This window comes from Desulfonatronum thiosulfatophilum, from assembly GCF_900104215.1.
Lineage (GTDB): Bacteria > Desulfobacterota > Desulfovibrionia > Desulfovibrionales > Desulfonatronaceae > Desulfonatronum > Desulfonatronum thiosulfatophilum.
This window is the reverse complement of the sequence record NZ_FMXO01000011.1, coordinates 59205-81382: the sequence shown is the minus strand read 5'-3', so window position 1 is coordinate 81382 and position 22178 is coordinate 59205. Positions and strand designations below refer to the sequence as shown.

The 22178-nt window shown below is 58.1% G+C and carries 19 protein-coding genes; 3 read left to right on the top strand and 16 right to left on the bottom strand.

Going from position 1 to position 22178, the window contains the following annotated elements; genetic code table 11:
* Nucleotides 1-167: 167 nt before the first annotated feature.
* The 7 genes from cimA to BLP93_RS10395 form a co-directional block, all read right to left on the bottom strand.
* Complete coding sequence (gene cimA, locus BLP93_RS10425) at nt 168-1778, bottom strand: citramalate synthase (protein WP_092121075.1); 1611 nt, start codon at nt 1776-1778, stop codon at nt 168-170.
* A 9-nt stretch (nt 1779-1787) separates the two neighbouring features.
* Complete coding sequence (locus tag BLP93_RS10420) at nt 1788-3014, bottom strand: aspartate kinase (protein WP_092121072.1); 1227 nt, start codon at nt 3012-3014, stop codon at nt 1788-1790.
* Complete coding sequence (tsaE, locus tag BLP93_RS10415) at nt 3002-3550, bottom strand: tRNA (adenosine(37)-N6)-threonylcarbamoyltransferase complex ATPase subunit type 1 TsaE (RefSeq protein WP_092121069.1); 549 nt, start codon at nt 3548-3550, stop codon at nt 3002-3004. The genes BLP93_RS10420 and tsaE overlap by 13 nt, the downstream gene beginning before the upstream one ends.
* 152 nt (nt 3551-3702) lie before the next feature.
* On the bottom strand, nt 3703-4173 hold the full coding sequence (locus BLP93_RS10410; protein ID WP_092121066.1) for a CBS domain-containing protein: 471 nt from the start codon (nt 4171-4173) through the stop codon (nt 3703-3705).
* 77 nt (nt 4174-4250) lie between these two features.
* Nucleotides 4251-5783 (bottom strand): NAD(P)H-hydrate dehydratase, encoded by a 1533-nt coding sequence (locus BLP93_RS10405; RefSeq protein WP_092121063.1) that lies wholly within the window; start codon nt 5781-5783, stop codon nt 4251-4253.
* Nucleotides 5784-5794: 11 nt separating this feature from the next.
* The gene (locus BLP93_RS10400) at nt 5795-6169 is read right to left on the bottom strand and encodes a holo-[acyl-carrier-protein] synthase (protein WP_092121060.1); all 375 of its coding nucleotides are present in this window, start codon (nt 6167-6169) and stop codon (nt 5795-5797) included.
* 9 nt (nt 6170-6178) lie between these two features.
* On the bottom strand, nt 6179-6904 hold the full coding sequence (locus BLP93_RS10395; protein WP_092121057.1) for a pyridoxine 5'-phosphate synthase: 726 nt from the start codon (nt 6902-6904) through the stop codon (nt 6179-6181).
* 241 nt (nt 6905-7145) lie between these two features.
* On the opposite strand from BLP93_RS10395, the gene BLP93_RS10390 reads away from it, so the two are divergent.
* The 3 genes from BLP93_RS10390 (at nt 7146) to BLP93_RS10380 (ending at nt 11316) form a co-directional block, all read left to right on the top strand.
* On the top strand, nt 7146-9008 hold the full coding sequence (locus BLP93_RS10390) for an SLC13 family permease (protein ID WP_092121054.1): 1863 nt from the start codon (nt 7146-7148) through the stop codon (nt 9006-9008).
* An 18-nt stretch (nt 9009-9026) separates the two neighbouring features.
* Nucleotides 9027-10238, top strand: a complete 1212-nt coding sequence (locus tag BLP93_RS10385) for a response regulator (RefSeq protein ID WP_092121051.1) — start codon at nt 9027-9029, stop codon at nt 10236-10238.
* A gap of 214 nt (nt 10239-10452) precedes the next feature.
* Nucleotides 10453-11316: a competence/damage-inducible protein A gene (locus BLP93_RS10380; protein WP_092121048.1), complete on the top strand. Its 864-nt coding sequence runs from the start codon at nt 10453-10455 to the stop codon at nt 11314-11316.
* A 122-nt stretch (nt 11317-11438) separates the two neighbouring features.
* Here BLP93_RS10380 and BLP93_RS10375 read toward each other — a convergent pair whose 3' ends face one another.
* From BLP93_RS10375 to BLP93_RS10335, 9 genes are all read right to left on the bottom strand, one after another.
* Nucleotides 11439-11990 (bottom strand): ferritin-like domain-containing protein, encoded by a 552-nt coding sequence (locus BLP93_RS10375; protein ID WP_279615057.1) that lies wholly within the window; start codon nt 11988-11990, stop codon nt 11439-11441.
* A gap of 223 nt (nt 11991-12213) precedes the next feature.
* Entirely contained in the window at nt 12214-14478 is a 2265-nt protein-coding gene (locus BLP93_RS10370; protein ID WP_092121045.1) for a chemotaxis protein CheA, read from the bottom strand.
* Nucleotides 14475-15599 carry an Hpt domain-containing protein gene (locus BLP93_RS10365; RefSeq protein WP_092121042.1) on the bottom strand — a complete coding sequence of 375 codons (1125 nt, stop codon included), beginning with the start codon at nt 15597-15599 and terminating at the stop codon, nt 14475-14477. Before BLP93_RS10365 ends, BLP93_RS10370 begins: the two co-directional genes overlap by 4 nt.
* 22 nt (nt 15600-15621) lie before the next feature.
* Nucleotides 15622-15930: an STAS domain-containing protein gene (locus BLP93_RS10360; RefSeq protein WP_092121039.1), complete on the bottom strand. Its 309-nt coding sequence runs from the start codon at nt 15928-15930 to the stop codon at nt 15622-15624.
* Between the two features lie 200 nt (nt 15931-16130).
* On the bottom strand, nt 16131-16592 hold the full coding sequence (locus tag BLP93_RS10355) for an ATP-binding protein (protein ID WP_161946286.1): 462 nt from the start codon (nt 16590-16592) through the stop codon (nt 16131-16133).
* A gap of 2 nt (nt 16593-16594) precedes the next feature.
* Nucleotides 16595-17719 carry a PP2C family protein-serine/threonine phosphatase gene (locus BLP93_RS10350; protein ID WP_092121033.1) on the bottom strand — a complete coding sequence of 375 codons (1125 nt, stop codon included), beginning with the start codon at nt 17717-17719 and terminating at the stop codon, nt 16595-16597.
* 107 nt (nt 17720-17826) lie between these two features.
* Complete coding sequence (locus BLP93_RS10345) at nt 17827-19071, bottom strand: DUF1015 family protein (protein WP_092121031.1); 1245 nt, start codon at nt 19069-19071, stop codon at nt 17827-17829.
* A 53-nt stretch (nt 19072-19124) separates the two neighbouring features.
* Nucleotides 19125-20684: a murein biosynthesis integral membrane protein MurJ gene (gene murJ / locus BLP93_RS10340; RefSeq protein ID WP_092121029.1), complete on the bottom strand. Its 1560-nt coding sequence runs from the start codon at nt 20682-20684 to the stop codon at nt 19125-19127.
* A gap of 41 nt (nt 20685-20725) precedes the next feature.
* Nucleotides 20726-21979 (bottom strand): amidohydrolase, encoded by a 1254-nt coding sequence (locus tag BLP93_RS10335; protein WP_092121027.1) that lies wholly within the window; start codon nt 21977-21979, stop codon nt 20726-20728.
* Nucleotides 21980-22178: the final 199 nt, after the last annotated feature.

Sequence of the window (22178 nt, the reverse complement as noted above, 5' to 3'; positions counted from 1 at the left end):
GCAAGGGTGCGCCCCTTCGAGTGAGCGGGAATCGCGGGGATCTGTCGTCCTGGCGCATATCCCATCGCCACAAGCACGGACTTGGAGGAGCTTCCCTTGCGGTCGCCCAAGGTTGCCGCGGGTGACTGAGTAACGCCCTTACCTCGGTTGGAGAGCGTGATCAGGGTTTATTTGTCCGTTGTGATCCGCTGCAGTTTGTGCTGATCGTCCTTGAACAGCTTGTAGTTCATGGAATCTTCCAGGGCCTGCCAGCTGGCTTCGATGATGTTGTGGGACACGCCTACTGTTATCCAGCGGGACTGGGCGTCGCCGGACTCGATGAGCACCCGGACGTTGGACGCGGTGCCGGAATTGCCGTTCTGGGCGGACAGGACACGGACCTTGAAGTCCAGGAGGCGCATTTCCTTGAGATTGGGGTAGAAGCGTTCCAGGGCCTTGCGCAGGGCATGGTCCAGGGCGTTGACCGGTCCGTGCCCGGCGGCAGCCGTGTGCTCGACCACGCCGCCAACCTTGATCATCACCGTGGCTTCAGCCCAGGGCTGGGCCTGGTCTTCGTGGCGGGCGTCGATGACCCGGAAGCTGAGCAGGGAGAAATAGCGGCGCATCCGGCCCAGGGTCTGATTGAGAAGAAGTTCGAAGGAAGCTTCGGCGGCGGCGTATTCATAGCCCTTGCTTTCGCGGGTCTTGATTTCGGCCAGCAGTTCCGAGACGAACGGATCGTCCTTTTCCAGGTGAAAACCGAACTGTTTGGCCTTGAAAAGGATGTTGCTGCGTCCGGCCAGATCCGAAAGCAGGACCCGCTGCTTGTTGCCCACTAGTTCCGGCTCGATGTGCTCGTAGGTCCTGGGGTTGCGGGTCACGGCGCTGACGTGGATGCCACCCTTGTGGGCAAAGGCCGAGTTGCCCACGAACGGCTGGCGCAGAAACGGCTTCAGGTTGGCCACTTCGGAAACGAAGTGGGATGTGGAGGCCAGCAACTCCAGGTGACCCTCGGGCAGGCAGGTGCAGCCCATCTTCAGTTGCAGGTTGGGAATCACGGAGCAGAGGTTGGCATTGCCACAGCGCTCGCCGTAGCCGTTCATGGTGCCCTGAACCTGGACCGCGCCGTTGCGCACCGCGATCAGGGAACTGGCCACGGCGGTTTCCGAGTCGTTGTGGGTATGGATACCCAGTTTGGCGCCGGGCAGCTCTTTCTGGACCTGGGCCACGATCTCGCCCACTTCATGGGGAAGACAGCCGCCGTTGGTGTCGCAAAGCACCAGTACGTCCGCGCCGGCTTCCCAGGCCTTGCGCAGGCAGAGCAGGGCGTAATCGGGCTGAGCCTTGAAGCCGTCGAAAAAGTGTTCGGCATCGAAGAACAGTTCGCGCACCTCGGGGCGGACAAAGGCCAGAGAACCGGAAATGATCTCCAGATTGTGCTCCAGTGTGGTCCGCAAGGCCTCCTTGACGTGAATGTCCCAGGTCTTGCCGAACAGGGTGATCACGTCCGTTTTGGCCTGGATCACCGACTTCAGGTTGGGGTCCTTGTCCGGGGTCTGCTTGGGGTTGTGCGTGCTGCCGAAACAGGTCACCCGGGCATGCTTCAGGTCGTAGTTCTTGATTTCCTTGAAAAATTGCTGGTCCGTGGGATTGGATACGGGCCACCCGCCTTCGATGTAGGCAATGCCGAGATCATCGAGTTTCTGGGCGATGCGGACCTTGTCTTCGGTGGAAAGATGCAGGTCTTCCGCCTGGGTGCCGTCCCGCAGCGTGGTGTCATAAATGCTGATGTGCGTCATAATTGCTCACTATGTGGCGTCGGACCTGTCCAGGCCGAAAGTTTCGTGCAATGTACGCACCGCGAGTTCCGTGTATTTTTCATCCAGGAGAATGGAAATTTTGATCTCCGAGGTACTGATCATCAGGATGTTGATGCCTTCGTTCTTCAACGAAGTAAAGGCCATGGCCGCCACTCCTGAATGATTGCGCATGCCGACGCCGATGATTGAGACCTTGCTGACATGGGCATCGTGAACCACGGCCGGAGCGCCGATTTCCGTCTTGATGCGCTCCAGAATTTTCAGGGTCGGATCCAGATCGCCACGGGGCACGGTGAAGGTCATGTCCGTGCGTCCTTCTCGGCTTGGGTTCTGGACAATCATGTCCACCACAATGTCAGCGTCCGAGATGGGCGCGAAAATGTTCGCCGCCACTCCGGGTTCGTCGTACACGTCCATCAGTGTGACCCTGGCCTGATCCTTGTCGTAGGCAATGCTGGAAACCATTGCTTCTTCCATGCCTTCTTCCTCCTTGGTGACGATGGTTCCCGGTTCGTCCGAAAACGTGGAGCGGACATGCACCGGAACCTGATATTTTTTTGCGAATTGAACGGAGCGGATCTGCAGCACCTTGGCGCCCATGCTGGCCATCTCCAGCATCTCGTCATACGTAATGCGGGGGATCTTGCGCGCCTTGGGGCAGATGTTCGGATCGGTGGTGTACACGCCGTCCACATCCGTGAAAATTTCACACATCTCGGCCTTGAGGGCCGCGGCCATGGCCACGGCGGACGTATCCGATCCACCGCGGCCCAGGGTGGTGATGCGCTGGCGGATATCGCAGCCCTGAAAACCGGCCACCACCAGCACGTCGTGTTTTTCCAGGTATTCCATGATCCGTTCGGAATTGATGCCCAGAATCCGCGCCCGGCCGGCGGAGCAGTCCGTGAGGATCTCGGCCTGGTGACCAAGCAGGGACCTGGCCCGGATGCCGTTGTCCTTGAGCAGCATGGCGAAGAGGGCCACGGAAACCTGTTCGCCGGTGGCCACAAGGGCGTCGGTTTCCCAGGGATCGGGGTTTTTGCTCCACTGTCTGGCCAGGCCCAGAAGACGGTTGGTCTCCCCGGACATGGCCGAAAGCACGACCACCAGCTTGATGCCCTGGTCCAGAATTTTCTTGTTCTTTTCCATAACCTTCCGCATGCACTCCAGGTTGGCTACGGAAGTGCCGCCAAATTTTTGGACTACGATCCGCATGAGGGAAATGCTCCTTGCATAGCATCGTGATAAAGAAAATTTGAGGGAAGAGTTTTGTCAAAACTCTCCATTATTCCTTCGGAGTTCTTGCCCTTGAACACGACATCCACACGGCGGCCCCCCGCAACCGGGGTGAAACGCATTGCCAAGTGATCCGTGGGAAGATGACGCGAAGGGCAGTAGGCGGCCCATTCGACGATCACGAGCTTCGATGGGTCGTGAAGAGCGTCCAGGAGATCGTCGTCGGGGCCGAAGTCCCGGAGCCGGTAGAAATCGAAGTGAAACGTCTCTGGAGTCGTCGGGTAGTTGTTCAGATAGTTGAAACTGGGGCTGGCCACCTCGGCCTGATCGCCTCCCGGCAAAGCGTGCACCAAGCCGCGCACGAAAGTCGTCTTTCCCGCTCCCAGTTCTCCGTCCAGCAGCAATGCCGGAAAGAATTGCTCAGCCAGCATCACGTCGGCCAGAAACGCACCCAGAGCAATGGTCGCGTCATGGTCTTGCAAAAAAAAATGGAGGGAAGAGGGGAGGGGCTGCATGGTCCGCTCAGGTTTCGTCCTGAAAAGGCTCCTGAATGCTTCACGGTTGTGACGTAATTGAACAGGCGAGGCTGTTTGAACATGCGGCGCTTTTATAATGTCTTGGCGCCGACTCATCCGGAACGGATCAGGGGAAGCATGCTATGTTCCGGTTATTTCTCGTCCGCTTGTCCTGCGCTGGCCAGCAGCCGGAGAATGTCTTTCTTGCCAACGACGCCAACAAGCTTGTTGTTTTCCAGTACAGGTACGGTGTGAAATTTTTTATCCACCATCAAGTCAGCCACCTTGTTCACCGGAGTGTCCGGCGTGACGCTGACCGGGTCGAGAGTCATGGCTTGGCTGACCTTTGTGGCGGCCATCTTGTCCACGGCGCGCTGGAGCTTCTCCAGGGAGGTGAGGGCGACGAACCCGCCCAGCAAGGTGAAAAAGGAGGGCAGAGGAAACTCCCGTTGCTGGACCACAAGATCGCTCTGGCACAGGACTCCCACCAGTGCGCCCTGGTCGTCCAGCACGGGCAGCCCATTGAAGTCCTTTTCCAGCATAATCGCGGCCGCGGTGTTGATGTCCGTGTCCGGGGTCACGGTGACCACGTCCCTGGTCATGATGTTTTTGACAACCTGCATATTTCAAGGCTCCTTTTATTCGAAATCCGATCTTTAGGAGGATGTGATTTTGCGACTGGTCGAACCGTGAGTGGATGTCACCGGCTCATCACATGGGGCAGCATGTCCGCAATTTCCCGGGCCAGATTGCCTCGGGCCGGGAAACGTGCCTCCAGTGCCTTTCCGGCCAAGCCATGCCAAAATACCGCGATATTCGCCGCGGTGAGCGGTTCATGTCCGGCGGCCATCAATGCGCCCACCACGCCGCAGAGCACGTCCCCGGAACCGCCCACGGCCAGGTTGGCGCAGGCAAACGGTGATACATACACGTCCCCATCCCGGGAAGCAATGACCGTTCCTGCTCCCTTGAGCACCAAAACGACGCTCCATTTTACGGCGTGCTCCCGGGCCACCTCTATTCGATTCTCCTGCACCTGGGCAATGGAAAGTCCCGTCAACGCGGCCATTTCTCCGGGATGCGGCGTAAGGACGGCATGTTCCGGCAGCAGGGCGAAGAGATCAGGGTTTCGGGACAAGGCAAACAGGAAATCCGCGTCGCCGACCAGAGGCGGCAGATCGAGTCGCAGAACAGAACGGCAGAAAGCGGCTGTTTCTGGAGAACGACCGAGCCCTGGGCCTAAAATCAACGCATCGCAGCGATCCAAGGGGGCGCGTAGTTCCCGGGCGCACTCTTCGCTCCAGCAATCGCCATTTCCCAGGGGTGACAGCATGACCTCGGGCCAGCCGGTCTTGATCTCGTTGCCCAGCCCGGAAGGGCAGGCCACTGAGGCCAGCCCGGCGCCGCTGCGCAGGGCTCCCAGCGCGGCCAGAAGAGGGGCCCCGGTCAGTCCTGGTGATCCGCCCGCCACCAGCACATGGCCCGCGCGCCCTTTGTGGAGCAGGTTGTCCGAGGCGGTGTTGAGCTGGTCCAGAAGGCTTGCTTCGAGCAGATGCTGCCGGGCGGGCATGGTTCGTTTTACCTTGGCCGGGATGCCGATGGGGCGCGCAACTTCTTTGCCCACGTATGCCGCGGCTTCCGGAAAAGCCAGGCCGATCTTGGTGGCCTCGAAGCTGACCGTGGTCGTGGCCCGCACGGCTTCGGGGGAAGGGCGGCCCGTTAGCCCATTCAGCCCGGTGGGGATGTCCAGGGCCAGAATGAAGACCTGTCTGGGCAGGCGGTTGATGTAGGCGATCCATTGCCGGTAGTCGGGACGCATTTCTCCCTGAAAGCCGGTGCCCAGCAGACCGTCCACCAGGATGTCCGGCGGCGGCAGGTGGTCGATGTGCGTATCGAGGAGGGGGACCAGGGGCAGTTGCAGTTTCAAAAGCAGTCCAAGGTGGTAGGCGGCCGCCCCGGTGTACGACTCCACGGGCTTGGCGTGGAACGTGCTCACCAGCGCCCCGTGGTCAGCCAGGTGTCTGGCCAGGGCAAAGGCGTCGCCGCCGTTGTTGCCCGGACCGGCCAGCAGCACGGCCTGTTTGCCCCGGACCGGACCGTATTCCTGCAGCAGCACGGCCAGGGCTTCACGGGACGCGTTCTCCATGAGCAGCTCCTGCAAAAGTCCGTAATCCTGCTGGGCCGCGGCATCCCAGCGGCTCATTTCCTTGGGGGTGGGCAAGGGACGATACATGGGATTTCCTCCTAACTCTCCAGGATGACCACGGCCGCGGCCGTGTCCCGGCCATGGGTCAGGCTGACGTGGGTGCGGGTCGAGCCCAGACATCGGGCCTGGATCTCGGCGTTGGCATGTAGCACCAGGGTCGGTTGGCCGGTGGGAAGGGTCACGACTTCCACCTGCTGAAAGGTGATGCCCTGGCTGAACCCGGTGCCCAGGGCCTTGACCGCGGCCTCCTTGGCCGCAAAGCGCGAGGCCAGATAGGGAACGGCCTGGTTTGGCAGGTGCAGGAGTTCACATTCCGTGAGAATGCGCCTGGCAAAGCCCTGGCCGAAGCGGTTCCAGATCCGTCGAATTCGTTCGAGCTCCACCACGTCCAGCCCCAGGCCCAGAATCGCCATTAAGAATCCTCAACGGACAAAGGTCTGGATGATGTCCGCCATATCCCGCACGGCTTTGTGCAGGCCGACATGGATGGCCCTGGCCATGATGCTGTGGCCGATGGAGTATTCCCGAATGCCGGGAACATGGGCGAAGGCCAGCACGTTGGTATAATTCAGGCCGTGACCGAGGTTGACCTTCAATCCCAGTTCCTGGGCCTGACGGATGCCAGCCAGGATCTTTTGCAGCTCGCTTTCCCGAGCTTCCCGGCTTTCCGCGGCAGCGAAGTGACCGGTGTGGATCTCGATGTATTCCGCACCGATGGCCTGGGCGGCACTGATCTGCTCCGGGTCCGCATCGATGAACAGGCTGGAGATGGTTCCGGTTGCATGAAAATCCGCGAGATAGTCCTTGAGTTCCGCCTCCCGGCCCACCAGGTTCAGTCCGCCTTCGGTAGTCAGTTCTTCGCGTTTCTCCGGAACCAAGCAGACCATGTGCGGTCGTGTGGCCAGGGCAATGGCGTGCATTTCCTCGGTAGCGCCCATTTCCAGGTGCAGGTTGGTCTGTACGGTCTCTTTGAGCAGGGCGAGATCGCGGTCCTGGATATGGCGCCGGTCCTCCCGCAAGTGAACGATGATTCCGTGGGCTCCGCCCAGTTCGGCCAGATGAGCCGCGGTGACCGGATCGGGTTCCCGGCCCATGCGGGCCTGGCGCAAGGTGGCGACATGATCGACGTTGACGACGAGAACGGGCATCAAATGATCTCCTGGAAGGTTTTCGGCATGCCGAGATATTGCTGAACATGGTATCACACGCGGCCATGAACTGCCGCGAACAGGCCACAGTTGCAACGAATATGATTTTGGGTCTATCAAGCTTATTCAGGAAGCGTCCCCAGGCAAGTTGCGGTATAACGTAATCGAAAACCATGCCATCGGTAAAGCGGACGAGCAGTTGAAGCTGAATGCTCCGCCTGATGGCCACGCAGGATCAGCCATGCATGAAATCATTCCTTTGACGCCGGAGATGCTCTGGGTGCTCGGCATTCTGGGGTTGACCGTGGTCTTGTTCATCACCGAGATCGTTCGGGTGGACGTGGCCGCGGTTTCCGTGATGATGATTCTGGGACTCATGGGACTGCTGCCGGGGGTGCCGACCCTGGTTCCTGGTGAATTGCTGTTCAGTGGATTCGCCAGCAATGCCGTGATCGCCATTATCGCCGTGATCATCCTGGGCAAGGCCCTGGAAAAGACGGGATTGATGAACAAACTGGCCTCGGTCATCCTGCGGTTCGGCGGCCAGACCGAAGGACGCGTCATGCCGATCATCTCCGGAACAGTGGGCGTGGTTTCCGGTTTTATGCAGAACATCGGCGCCGCTGCTCTGTTCATGTCCGTGATCAAGCGCATTTCCCTGCGGACTGGACTGCCCATGTCCCGCCTGCTGATGCCCATGGGCTTCTGCGCCATCCTGGGCGGTACCCTGTCCATGATCGGCTCCAGCCCGTTGATTCTGCTCAACGACCTGATCATCAACGCCAACCCGATGCTGCCCGAAGGCGTACCGCCCATGGCCACCTTCGGTCTTTTCGCCGTCATGCCCGTGGGCATTGCCCTGATTATGGCCGGCATCGCGTATTTTGCGCTTCTGGGAAAATACGTCCTGCCGTCCAAGAAAGGGGGCAGCGGCCAGGATTTCTCAACTGTTGAGTATTTTCGCCGACTCTACGGCCTGGAAGGGGACATCTTCGAGGTCCATGTCTATCCCGGCAGCCTGATGGACGGCAAAACCGTGGCCGAGGCGGAAAGCCTCTTCGGGAACAACGTCGTGGTGATCGGTCTGTATCAGGATCGGGATCTGCGCATCTCTCCGGCCAGCGACATCGTTATCCAGGCCGGGGCGGAACTGGGACTGCTCGGCAGCCGGAAAGACATCGGCGAAGCGTGCCAGGAACTGGATCTGCAGTGTTCCGGAATGCTCCGGCATTTCGCTGATGTTCTCTCCGCGTCCCAGGCCGGCGTTTCGGAAGTGGTCATCCCGCCGCGCTCGAACATCATCGGCAAGACCTTGCTGGACATCCGGATGCGCAAGACCCACGGAGCAAGCGTTTTGGCCGTCAACAGGGCGGGGCAGGTCATCCGCGGCAACCTGCGGGATCTGCCCCTGCAGCCCGGGGATACGCTCGTCCTGCACAGCCTCTGGGAAGATCTGGCCGCATTGGAGAAGAACCAGGACTTTGTCGTGGTCACATCGAATTTCCCTCACGAGGTTATCCTGCACGAAAAGCTTCCCCATGCCGTGATCATTTCCCTGATCACCGTGCTGCTGGTCTTGTTCAGCGATTTGCGCCTCGCTGTTTCCCTGATGGGGGGAGCCATAGCCATGATCGTCAGCGGGGTGTTGACCATGGATGAAGCCTATAAAAGCGTCAGCTGGCAATCCGTCTTCCTGCTGGCCAGCCTGATCCCCCTGGGCATGGCCGTTGAAACCACGGGCACAGCCGCCTGGATCGCCCTGCAGACCCTGAACCTGCTGGGTGATGTGCCGGTCTGGGTGCTTCAGGCGGCTATCGCGGTTCTGGGCACGGTATTCACTCTGCTGATGTCCAATGTTGGGGCGACGGTCCTGCTGGTGCCCCTGGCCATAAATATTGCGGTGCTGAGCGGCGCGGACCCGGCGATGTTCGCCCTGACCGTGGCCATCAGCACCTCCAATTCCTTCCTGATTCCAACCCATCAGGTCAACGCCCTGATCATGGGGCCCGGCGGGTATCGCAACGCCGACTTCTTGCGTGCCGGATCGATCATGACCATACTCTTTCTTGTCGTGTCCCTGGTAATGCTCAACCTTGTCTTTTAACCGTGGAGTGAGGCGCTCATGCCAATCATCACACTTGTCAGCGCCGCATATTGCCGGGAAGAGGAAGTCGCCAGGGCCTTGGCCGCCGCGCTGTCCTTGAGAATTGTTGAGGACAGGGAAATCATTGCCGAAGCCTCCGCGAAGTACTCCATCAAGGAAAACAAATTCTATCAGGCCTTGTTCGGCAAGCCTTCGGTCTTCAACGTATTCACCAGGGACAGGGAGCGCTGTGTCAGCTGCTACAAGGCAGTCCTGGCCGCCCGCCTGCTTGAGGACGATCAGCTCATCCTGGGGCTGGGCGGGTACCTCGTTCCCAGGACCGTCACCCATGTCTTGCAGGTTAGCCTGACCGCGGACACGGCCTTTCGCATGGACAGAGCACGCCAAGTCCATGATCTTGAACCCAAAGCTCTGTCCAAGCTGCTGGACCAGGAGGACGCATCCGTCACGCGCTGGACCGAATATCTGAACTGGAAAAACCCCACGCAGACTTCGCCCAGCGATATCCTGATCTCCATGGACAACATGTCCGTGGAAAATGCCGTGGAGTTGATCCAGGACCGAGCCCGGCGGTCCGTGACCCTGCCCACGGTGGAGTCGATGCAGGCTGTTGAGGAATTTGTACTCATCGCACGGATTGAAGCCGCCCTGGCGGTCAAGGGCCATGTGCTCAAGGTGGAGATCAAATCAGGAAAGATCGTGCTGCGCGTGGACAAGAACATCGTTCGTCCGGAACGCCTGGAAGAGGAACTGCTGGAAATTGTTCGCGACATCGTCCCTGACAGGGAAGTTGAGGTCCAGTTGGGTTCGGACATGTTCCAGACCGACGTCTATCGGCCGTACGACTTCGAGAATCCATCCAAGGTTTTGGTCGTGGACGATGAAATGGACTTTGCCGCACGGCTCTCCGAAAGGTTGAAGATGCGGGAAATGGGAGTGGCCGTGGTGACCAGCGGCGAAGAAGCACTGGAGCTGGTGGAGGAGGATGAGCCGGAAGTGGTGATTCTGGATCTGAAGATGCCCGAGATAAGTGGCGAGGAAGTTCTGCGGATGATCCAAAAGGGCCACCCGAAAATTCCGGTAATCATTCTCTCCGGCATGGGGGATCCGGCAAAATTTCAAGCCTGCATGGACATGGGCGCTTTTGCCTGTCTCCAGAAACCCGCCGACTTCAAGGAGCTGACAGAAACCATCAGGCGAGCGTATGCCTCGCTGGAACAGCAGACATAGCCTCTTGAAACATAACTTATGTAATTCAACTTGATACAGACACAGCGCTGACACAAAGCTCTATTGGTATCTCACTGAAATCGCAATCGCAATCGAATTGAACTCGAACGTAGGGTGACGGAATTCCGGAGATAACGGAAAACTTACCGATTTCGATTGCGATTGCGATTTCGATTGCGATACAGAGTTCCGAAATAATGCCGTGGAGGATCGCATGATCGATGATACCAATACAGTCAGGCCGGGGGTCGCGGAGATCCTGTCCATCGGCAATGAACTCCTCGACGGCTCCATCCAGGACGGCAACAGCTACTGGCTGATCTCACGGGTGATGAAGCTGGGCGGCGTGGTGGCCAGGGTGAGCATCCTGCCGGACGACATGGACGTCATCGCCCAGGAAGTCCAGGAAGCCTTGAACAGAACAGTGGGCAAGGCTCCGGACGTACTGTTCGTCAGCGGCGGCCTGGGACCGACCATGGACGACCTGACCCTGGGCGCCGTGGCCAAGGGCCTTGGCCTGCCGCTGGAAATGCATGCCAAGGCCAGGGAGATGGTTCGGCAAGGTTTTGACGCTCTTGCGGCCCGAGGCTCCGTGGAGCAGGGCGGATTGAACCCCGCCCGCGAAAAGATGGCCATGCTTCCCCGGGGGGCGATAGCCTTGCGCAATCCAGCCGGCACGGCCCCAGGCGTCCTGGTGGAACGTGAGGGCAGGAGCGTTGTGTGTTTTCCGGGCGTTCCCGGCGAACTCCAACAAATCTTCCAAACTTCCCTGCAGCCTTTCCTGGCCAAGATCTTTCCGGAACAGGCCTTTGCCCAGCACGCCCTCTGGATCGGCTGCAACGACGAATCCGTCCTGGCCCCGCATCTGGAATGGTTCCAGAAACGATACCCGGACATTCATGTCAAAGCTCGTTCCGGTCTTTTCGATGAAAACCCGAAACTGAAGTTCGTCTTTTCCTTGGGCGGGCAGAAAAAGCGGGAAGTGGAGGATGCACTGGACCGCGCTTTGCACGACCTGACCGTGCGTTTGGAGGAATATTCCTACCACGTCACATCCGCGACAGATGGTTCCGAATAAGCCGCAAAGGGCGATAGTAAAAAGGAAGCCCCTTTATAAAAACACTCGCGCGACACACCTCCACACACCGACGCCAATACGGAATCATATAAAAAAAAGCGGCCTGAGCCGCTTTGGAAGAATCAGACCGAACTCTGGTTCAGGCTGAATCCCTTGCCGTAGCCGCCCGTGGAGGCGGAGGTGCCGGCGAGTTTGGAGAGATAGACGTCGCCCAGGTTCTTGATGTGGTCAGCCACGTTGTCGAAGTGGTTGAAGTGGACCTGTTCCTCGTCGATGATCTGCTCGAAGAGCTTCACGCTGACGCTGTCGCCGTTCTCCCGACAAACCAGAAGGAACTGGTTGTAAACGTCGACGGTATTGTCTTCCAGGTCGGCGTCAAACGTGAACATGGTCGCCACGTCCTGGTTCAATTGGGGCTTTTGCGCCAGATCCGTGGTGGGTTCGCCTCCCAGTTCCTTGATGCGTTCCGCGAACATTTCGGCGTGGCGCATTTCGTCAATGGCGATCAATTTTTGGTTGGCCGCCAGTTCGCCGTAGTCCATGTCGTCCAGCCCGTAATGCTGGTTCATGTACTGGGAAATGGCGTGCAGTTCCATGGACCGGGCCTTGTTCAGAACCTCGATCACCTTTGCCCTTCTTTCTTCCTTGCTGCCGGTGAGTTTGCTGATTTCCACGTTCAGTCCTCCTTGAGTGATCTGTTGCCGTTGTCTCGACAATTGCTCAAGAAACGGTAGGGTTGATCACGCTGAAGTCAACGGATAAGACCAGAAACAAATCCGTATTGATTCGTGCTCCCAGTCGCAATCGAAGTCGCAATCGAAATCGAAATCGAAATCGAAATCGCAAACGCAATCACAATCGAAATCCCCAATCCCAATCGGTATCGCAATAGTTTCATTATCTGTTTGTTTTTTCGATTCGAATTCGACTTCGATACCGATTTCGATTGCGATTTCGATTGCGATCCTGATGTATCAGGACGCAAGGGCAATGCCGCGGGATTTGGATGAACGAATCCGAGGAGTGTTTTTCCAGTTCGTTCACCAGGGAGTTGATGTCCAGAATCAGCGCCATGTCTCCATTACCCATGATCGTGGCTCCGGAAAGGCCTTTCATGCCGCTGAAGACGCGGCCCAATCCCTTGATCACGGTTTGCAGCTGCCCGACAATGCTGTCCACCACCAGTCCCACCCGGCGGTTTCCGGCCTGAACCACGACAACCTGTTCAATTTCCGGCGCCATGGAGTCGAAGTCGTACCAGTTGCGCAAAATCAGACAGGGCAGCAGTTCCCCCCGGATGTCGAAGGCCTTGGCAATGCGCTCCCGCTCATCATCACCGCGCTGGATTTCCACGCACTCCAGAACATCGGACAGCGGGATCACGTAATACTCATCGGCCATCAGCACCAGGAGGCCTTCGATGATGGCCAGAGTCAGGGGAAGGCCGATGGTGATGGTGGTGCCGTTTCCCGGCCGGCTGTCGATCTCCACGGTGCCCTTCAGGGATTCCAGGGAGCGCTTGACCACGTCCATGCCCACCCCGCGTCCGGAAACCGAGGTGACTTTTTCGGCCGTGGAGAAACCTGGCGCGAAGATGAGCTGCAGGATGTCCCGGTCAGAGGGACGGACGTCCGCTCGTGCCAGACCGCGTTCCACGGCCTTGGCGTAGATTTTCTCAGGGTCGATTCCACCTCCGTCGTCCTGAATAACGATTCGGACCTGCCCGGCGCTTTGCATGGCGGACAGAGTGATGACTCCTTTGGAAGGCTTGCCCTGGGACTGACGGGCCGCGGCTGATTCTATGCCGTGGTCGATGCTGTTGCGCAGGATATGCACCAGAGGGTCGCTGAGTTTTTCAATGACCGTCTTGTCCAGTTCGGTTTCCGCACCAAAGGTTTTCAGTTCGATCTCCTTGCCCAGCTCCGAAGAAAGATCCCTGACAAGGCGGCGGAATCGATTGAAGGTCGAGCCGATGGGGAGCATCCGCAGGGACAGCGTTCGCTCACGCAGGTCGCTGCTCAAACGTTCGATTTCCTCACTGACCGAGGTGAGCAGAGGGTTGTGGAGATCGGTTTCGATCTGTTTTAGTCGCGCCTGAACAATCACCAGCTGGCCTACCAGGTCGACCATGTCGTCCAGTTTGTTGGCGCTGACCCGGATGGAAGCGATTTCCTCGATCCTGGTCCCGCCCGCGGGCACGGCCTGTTTCGTGCTCGCGGCTTGCGGATCTTTGGCCGTCCGAATTGGCGTCGGGGCCGGTTGCGAGGGCCTTGATTCGGTTTCCGGAAGAGTCAAAGGCAGATCTTCAGACGAGGTTTCATTCGCGTTATCAGGTGCGGGCTCGGGCGACGCTGCCTTGGGCTGCCCCGGCGCTTCAACGGAGGCGGATTGAAGTGCGCTGGATTCGCGGGCAAATTCCTGGCGGATCATGGCCGCTTCGGCTTCGTCGATCAGCCCGAATCGGGAGATCTCCTCGGGGTTGTCCAAAAACAGGAACAGGTCGCGGATGGAATCCTCATCAGCGTCCGTGTGCAGGATCACATCCCAGCAGGTGCTGCACGACAAGGGATCCAGGACGTCCAAAAGGGGGATTTGAGCAGGCGACGCATGGATTTCGCAGTTGCCGAGGGTATGGAGCTGTCCGAGAAAATCCAGTGGATCCAGGGCCGCATATGGCTTGTTCTTGGGGAAATAGCGCAGGTGATACAAGCTCGAAACCGCCCCGGATTCTTCGTGACGGAGCCGTGGTTCTTCACTGGAGCCGCGGGAGCCGCATTTATGAGGGATATTTGTGTTTCCCATCATGTTGCTTAAATTTCGCAGGACCAGTGCGGATTTGTCGGCGGGCAGCCCGTTCTCCGGATTACCAAGGTACTCGGTCAGGAGGTCCTTGTAAGTAAAGGAAAGCGTGACCAACTCCGGAGTCAATGCCATCTGTCCGGAACGGACCAGGTCAAAGAGAGTCTCCAGGTCGTTGGTCAGTTCGCGAACGTCTTCCAGGCCGAGCATTGCAGCGGAGCCTTTGATGGTGTGCAGAGCCCGGAAGATCCGGTGCACCATGTCAATGTTGTCCGATGCCGCCTCCTGTTCCAGCAATGCGCTTTCCAGTTCTGTCAAAAGCTCTTGACATTCTTCGATAAAAATTTGGAATTTCTTGTTCATGTGGCACGCTCCAGCAGCCAGGCGAAACCCAGGCCTTGGAATTGTTCCCGCAGCGTTTCCGAAGGTGGCGGCGTCAGGCACAAACTGCCGTTTCGGGATATGCACGTCTTCAGTGCGGAGGCGACAACCTGAACCGCCGCCGCATCCATGTGCCTGGTTTCGCTCATGTCCAGACACAGATGCGCGGATTGGCGCAGAGCGTCGACCAGGGATTCACGGAAGCGTTCCACCTTGGAAAGATCGAATTTTTCCGACAGGATAAGCACGGTGCAATTCGCTTCAGAGCATACGGCCAAGGAATGTTTCAGGGAGGTACCGGGTTGGGATGTCACTATGCCGGGCTGGTCATTGTCGGCGGCGCCAAGTCGGCGATGAAACATGGATTTGTCCAGTTCCCTGATTTTCTCCCCCGGCACATCGAGCAGCATGCCGATGACATCCGGGTCGATGATGGAAGCAAAAAGAACGTTCAAGGGTATCATCTGAGCAAAGCCGTTCTCCAGCGTGCCCGTGGCTTCGAAGTCAATCTTGCAGTCCAGGATCAGCCCGCTGTCCTGCAAGGTTTTGATAATCTCGTAGGGCGTTCTGTCCTTGCGATGAATGTCATGGATGAGATCAAATTCGATATGATAAAGATACTTACCGCCTTTGAGACCCTGGTCGAGGGTGAACATGTCGACATCGAAAATGGAATGTCCCTGGGGGGACGGCAGGATCAGCGCCGTTTCCGTACTGATCTTGGTCTCGGGCGTGAGCAACGCCTGGATGTTTAATAAAATCGGGTCGGTGTGCATGCTTTTGCTCTGCTCGGGATCGTTGATCATGGCGCTGAGCTGATCAAACCCTTCCAGCAGGATCTGGCAAGTCTGTCGGTCCGTCCGCAGCTTTTGGTCACGCATCAGATGCAGGGCGTTTTCCAGCTTGTGCGACAGGGAGCCGATGGCATCAAGCCCGAAAAAGCCGGCAGCACCCTTGATGGAATGCGCTGTCCGGAAGATGCGGTTGATCAATTCCTCGTCGTACGCGCCTGACAGATTCTCAAGCGCCATGATGTCCGCCTCGATGCTCTCCAGATGTTCCTTGGAGTCCTCAATGAATGCGGCCATGAGATCGTCGGACATGGGCAACTCCTCGTCGTGGTTCTTACACGGCCTTGTGAATGGAAAAGTGTTTGTCCAGGCGCATGATGGTCAGAATATTATAGATGTTCGGATTGACGTTGATCAGCGTCAGACTGCCGTCCTTGGTTTTGAGGGAGTTGTGGGTCGCCACCAGCAAACCCATGCCCAGGGAATCAACGATCTTCACGTCCTCAAGGTCGATGACCATTTCAATTCCGCCGGCCTTGACGACTTCTTGAAGTTGCATCCGTAAGTCGTCGATCCGGGATCCGACCATGTCCTCGGTAATTCGGACCAGGGTTTTCGAGCCGTCCTTGGTTGTCTGCAGCATATCCGTGGCTCCTGATGATTCAAGTTGCGTAACTACTCAGCTGAGGTCCGGCTTGCCTTGATTTTGCGGCCTCGCAAACTCCTTCGCCGGCTTCGTAACATCGAACCATTGCTTTGAATAAACATCATTTTGTGCTCCAAATGTACGGCAATGGTTCGATGAACGAATCCTGGCTCAGTCAAACATGCGAGACGGCAAAATCAAGGCAAGCCGGACCAACCCCGTGTACGATTAGAATTTGCTGAATAGTTTCCAAGTTGCTTGCGTAAGGTGATTTCGTTTCCGGAAGTATTGAACTCGATGTTCTCAAAACAGCTCTGAATAATGGCCAGACCTCTTCCGGATTCGCTTTTGGGGTTGGGCAGCTCCCAAGTATGCGAGCGCCAGGCAAATCCGGGCCCCTGGTCCCTGATGACCGCCACCAACTGATCGTCGTGGATCTCCACAATGGCGGAGACCAGCAATTCGGTATTTTTTTTATTTCCATGGATGACTGCATTGGTGAACGCCTCGCGCAGGGCGAGGAGAATCAGGAACAGGTCGGAGACATTCTTTCTTTTGTCCAGAAACCCCTGGAGCAGGTCGCAGGCCTGATTTACCTCGCAAAGTTTCGAGGGAAAGGAAACCTGGATGCCGTCAACGGTTTGTTTCTGAATCTGCACCGTTATGCCTCCACGGCCAGAAGCAGCACGTCGTCCAGGCTTTTCGCTCCCTTGGATATCCTGTCCCGAATATGACGAGGGCATTGTTCCAGAGGGAGTGTACGGCATTCTTCGCAGGCCTGGATCAACAAACGTCTGTCATCGCAGGTAGTGTTGTCCTTGCTGTTGGAAATGTCCGACAGGCCGTCCGTGTACAGAAATATTCGATCGCCTTTGGCCAAATTCCGTGAAACTGGGGAAAGATGAATGTGCGGGAAGGGACCGAGGATGTCTCCTTCCGCCCGCAGGATTTCAACTTCTCCGTTGACGCCGAGGAAAATGGGCGGCGGATGCCCGGCGGAGAGCACAGTGAGATGATTGCGCTTGCTGTTGATCACGGCATAGGCGGCGGTCAGAAATTTTCCAGCGGGTAAAACGTTGTGCAGAACATTGTTGATGTTGGTCAGTGTTTCCGCGGGAGTGAAAAGAGGTCCGGAATTCTGGCGCAGCAGAGCCTTGAAGCCGGATGTGATGAAGGAGGCTTTCAGGTCATGTCCGCTGATGTCCGCGACCACGTAGCCGAACCCGCCGCTGACCGGGAAGACGTCATAGTAGTCCCCTCCGGCTTCCAGGATTGGTTCGAAGAGTACGGCGAATTTCGCGTCGGGAAGCTCTTCCGGCCGGGTGAGCATGGATTGCTGGGCCTCTTTGACTTGGCGCAAACGCTCTGCTTGTTCAGCAATGACGACCCGGTAGGCTTGAACGACTTTCAGGTTGGTCCGCACCCTGGCCAGGATTTCCGGCGGCTCGAAGGGCTTGGTCACGTAATCCACCGCGCCCAGCTCGAACCCCTTGACCTTGGAGTTGATATCGTCCAGCGCGGACAGAAAAATGACAGGAATTGCGGCAGTTAGCGGGTCTTTCTTGAGCCGGCAAAGGGTATCGAAACCACTTTCGCCGGGCATCATGATGTCGAGAAGGATGATGTCCGGTTTCCGTTCCAGGGCCTTGGATCTGCCCACGTCCCCCGCCTCGGCCTGGATTGTCGCGAAGCCCGAGGTGGACAGAATCCGTTCAAGAACCAGGCGATTGGTGGGATCATCGTCGATGATCAGCACCAGAGGGATTTCGGATTGTATGTTGTCCATGTCTGATGTCTCGGCTCCGGTGAACGGCTGTCCGACCCATTCGCTCAATCCAAGGATTTGCCGAAAGGTTGTAGCCTCAGGGACTTATCCGAAAACCGGCAATGGAATCAACCTAAAAGATGAAACAATAATCCGCCGGGAAGCTTCGGATAAAAGAAGGTCGATTTGCGGGGCATGACCCGGCCTGACTCGGAGACCCGGCGCAGAACGTTCATGTCCACGGCTTTGAGCAGCAGGGCGGCCTGGGACTCTCCGTATACAACGCTGGCAACCGCGTGGTCGATGAACGGCGTGTAGGCCAGATGTCCGCCGCCGCTCAGATCCTCCTCCGTCAACCCCAGGGATTTGCGGAAGAGGAACGTGTCCAGGACATAGGCTCCGACATCCTGAAACAATGGGTCGCATTGGGCGATAAATTCAGGTTTTAATTCCAACAACCACATCTTGTCAGGCAGAGTCAACAGGCTGGCCGAGGGCAGGATGGACTGCTCCAGATCGTTTGATGTGCCGGCCTGACGGATATGAAACCATGTTTCGGCTTGCTGCAGAACGTCCGGCCAGGAATGGTTCCGCGAACCGCGCACCATCCGGTGGTAGGGCAGAATTTCCACTCCCGGAGTGGCGATGTTGCACAGACAGGCAAAGACGTAATCCGCCGGACGATGCCCCATGGTTCCCGGTTCAAGCGCCGGCCCGGCATGGTGCTGGGCAAAATGCAGGGCCGTTTCGTAGCGGTGATGCCCGTCCGCGATGTAGACCGGCGTGTTTTCCAGGGCCTGACGGATGACCTCGTTGTATTCCCTTGGCACGGACCAGAGACGGTGTTCCACTTCGTCTTCGGTCACCATCGTGGCCGTGGGAGGTTGGTCGTTCAACAGGTCGCAGATGGTTTGCAATTGACTGTCCTGGTGGTCGAAGATGCCGAAGATGGGACTGAGCTGGGCATTGGTGGCGCGCATCAGTTCCAGACGGTCGGTTTTGGCTTTGGGATACGTCTGTTCGTGCGGATAGACGCCTTCCTTGCCCCAGGAAGCCAGGCGCAGTCCGCCCATGAATCCCCAACGGACATACTCCCGGCCCTGGAGAACGTACCGCGAGGCCAGAGCGGCGAACTCCGGCTCATCCTTTTTGCGGATGACGCCCTGGCTCACCCACTGCGTCAGAATTTCTCCGGCCTGGGCGTAACTGCGGGGCATGTCGACATGGACCAGGTTGTAGGGGCTTTTCGCGGCCAGCTCATCGCGTTGTTCCGGGGACAGCACGTCGTATGGCGGCGCCGTGACCAGGTCCGGTTGAAGTTCGGGACGACGCCAGTCATAGCCGGCAAAGGACAGGGGAATGAATTCAGGCATGGTTGTTGTCGGTCTGGTTAAGGTTCAAAAAAGACATGCGGAAGTGCCGGATTTTATCGGCGGTACTTTTGCCGAAGCGTGAACAAAAGGTCCCGCGTCATCCGGGCCTCGGCGATGTTCCATTTCAGGGCGGTCAAAGCGTAAAGGCACGCCAGGATCGGGATGCACAGCAGGGCGGTTTTGCCCAGCGTGGAAGCAGCCAGCGCGCTCAGGCCCAGCCCGGCGCTGAGCAGGGTCATGCGAAACGTTTGCGGTCCGATGTCCAGCCATGCACCAATCTTGCGGCGCAGGATGATTCCCAGCAAAAGGACGTTGGCCCAGGAGGAAAGTGCGGCGGCCACGGCCAATCCCACGTGTGCCATATACTGCATCAGGATCAAGCTCAAGGCCACGTTGACCGCCAGGCAGATCGCGGCCACAAGGACCGGCGAGCGGGTGTCCTCCATGGCGTAGAACGCGGAGATCAACGGTCGGACGCAGGCAAAGGCGGGCAGTCCGCTGCTGTAGCCCACCAAAGCCCAGGCCGTGGCCCTGACGGCTTCCTCGCCGAAAGCGCCCCGGCCGAAGACGGCATCGATGATCGGAAAGCTCATTCCGGCCAGTCCGGCGGCGGCAGGCAGACAAATGAACAGGGTCATGCTCAGCGTCGTATTCAGGGTATGGCGGAAACCCGTCATGTCGTTGGCGGCCGCGAGCATGGACATGCTGGGCAGGGCCGCCGTGCTCAGAGCCACGGCGAAAATGCCCAGGGGTAGTTGAACCAGACGGTCCGCGTAGTAGAGGTAGGAGATGCTGCCCGTGGCCAGCAAAGATGCCAGCAGCGTTCCGATGAGAATGTTCACCTGGTAGACCGCGGCACCGAAGACCGTGGGCGCCATCAGGATGCCGATGCGTTTCGCGCCGGGATGGTTCATGACCACGGGTCCGCGCCAGGAGAGTCCGTAACGGCGCAGGTAGGGCTGTTGCAGCATCCATTGCCCCAGCCCGGACAGGCAAACGCCCCAGGCCATGGCCAGGGCCACGTCCCAGCCCATGAACATGGCCAGCAAAGCGGAAATAATCAGGCCGATGTTCAGAACGCAGGGCGCCACCGCCGGCGCCCAGAAATGACCCAGGGAGTTGAGCACGCCCATGCACAAAGCCACCGCGGAAATGAAGAGAATATATGGAAAACAGATCCGGACCAGGGTGACGGTGCCGGCAAGAATCTCCGGATCGCGGGCAAATCCCGGTGCGATCAGCTTGGTCAACGGTTCGGCCCAGATGATGGCCAGGGCGCATATCACCAGCAGGATCAGCACCAGCCAGATCAGAACCGACCGGGCCAGGGTAAACGCCTCGGCCAGCCCTTTTTCCTGCCTGGTTCGCGAAAAGACCGGAATGAAGGCCATGGTCAGGGAACCTTCGGCGAACAATCGGCGCAGCAGGTTGGGCAGGCGGAAGGCCACGAAGAACGCATCGGCCCAGATGCCGGCGCCCAGGGTGAAGGCGATGGTCATGTCCCGCAGGAAACCCAAAATCCGGCTGGCGGTGGTTCCGGCGGCGACAACGGACGCATGACGGGCGATGCGTCCTGTCGGAGTGGGTGCTGGAGAAGCGGCGGGTTCAGTCAAGATGGAACACCTGGGCGGACGGGCATGAAAGAAGCAACTCGTCAGCGTTGCAGCAAGGCGGCGATCCGGCTCTTGAATTCACGGATGATTTCCTGTTCGCCTTGAACAGTCCGCCCATGCATCAGGATTTGGCCCGCGCAGATGGTGGTGTCCACGCAGTCGCCGTTGGCGGAATAGACGATATTGGAAACAAGATTGTAGTTGGGCACGAGCTGGGGGTGGTTGAGATCCAGAAGAAGACAGTCCGCGATCTTTCCGACAGCGATGCGACCTCCGTTCAAGTTGAATATCCGGGCTCCGTTGGCTGTAGCGCAATTCCAGGCGTCGGCCGCGGGCATGGCCGTGGGGTTGCCGGTCAGGCCTTTGCGGGCCAGGGCCGCGAACTTCATCTCCTCGAACATGTCCAGATTGTTGTTTGACGAGCATCCGTCCGTGCCCAGACCGATGCACACGCCGCGGCTGGACAGGCGGCGGTACGGGAATGATCCGGAACTCAATTTCAGGTTCGACGTGGGCAGGTGCGCGATCTTCACGTCATGTTCCGCCAGAATGTCCATTTCCTCGTCATCCAGCCAAATGGCATGCGCCGCCAGAACATGGGGGCCGAGAAAACCCAGATCCCGCAGATAGCGGACCGGACTTCGGCCATGTGCAGCCACGCAGTCGTCCACTTCGCGACTGGTTTCTGAAAGGTGGATATGGACCAAGAGATTTCTCTCCCGGGCGAAGTCGGCCAGCCAGACCAGGGAATCCCTGGAAACCGTATAGATTGCATGGGGACCCAGGGCGAACTGGATCCTATTGCTGGTGGTATTTTGGCGGTTGAAAAAATCAGTGGTGCGCTGCTTGAACTTGTCGGCCTTTTTGGGGTCGCCGAAATCGATGAATGCCGAGGAAAGCATGGCCCGCAGCCCCATCTCCTCCACGGCCTGGATGACGGCGGGCATGTGCCAGTACATGTCGCAGAAAAACGTGGTTCCGGTCTTGATCATCTCCAGGCATGCCAGCCGGGTGCCCCAGTACACGTCGTCCCGGGTCAGCTTGTGTTCCATGGGCCAGATGTGATCGTTCAACCATGTATGCAACTCCATGTCGTCGGCGTAACCGCGCAGCAGGGTCATGGCGGCATGGGTGTGGGAGTTGATCAGCGAGGGGACAATGGCCTTGTCCGTGCCGTCAATGACGGTCGCGGCCTCCGTATTCAACTCCGGTCCAATGGCGGCAATGTTTTCGCCCTGGATCAGAACGTCCATGATGGATTCGTCCAGCAGCACATTTTTGATCAGAATGCTCATAGCCAATACCTGCTTTAAAGAAAAAACAACGATAACTACTCAGCTGAGGTCCGTCTTGCCTTGATTTTGCGGCCTTGCAAACTCCTTCGCCGGCTTCGTAACATCGAACCTTTGCTTTGAATAAACATCATTTTGTGCTCCAAATGTACGGCAATGGTTCGATGAACGAATCCTGGCTCAGTCAAACATGCGAGACCGC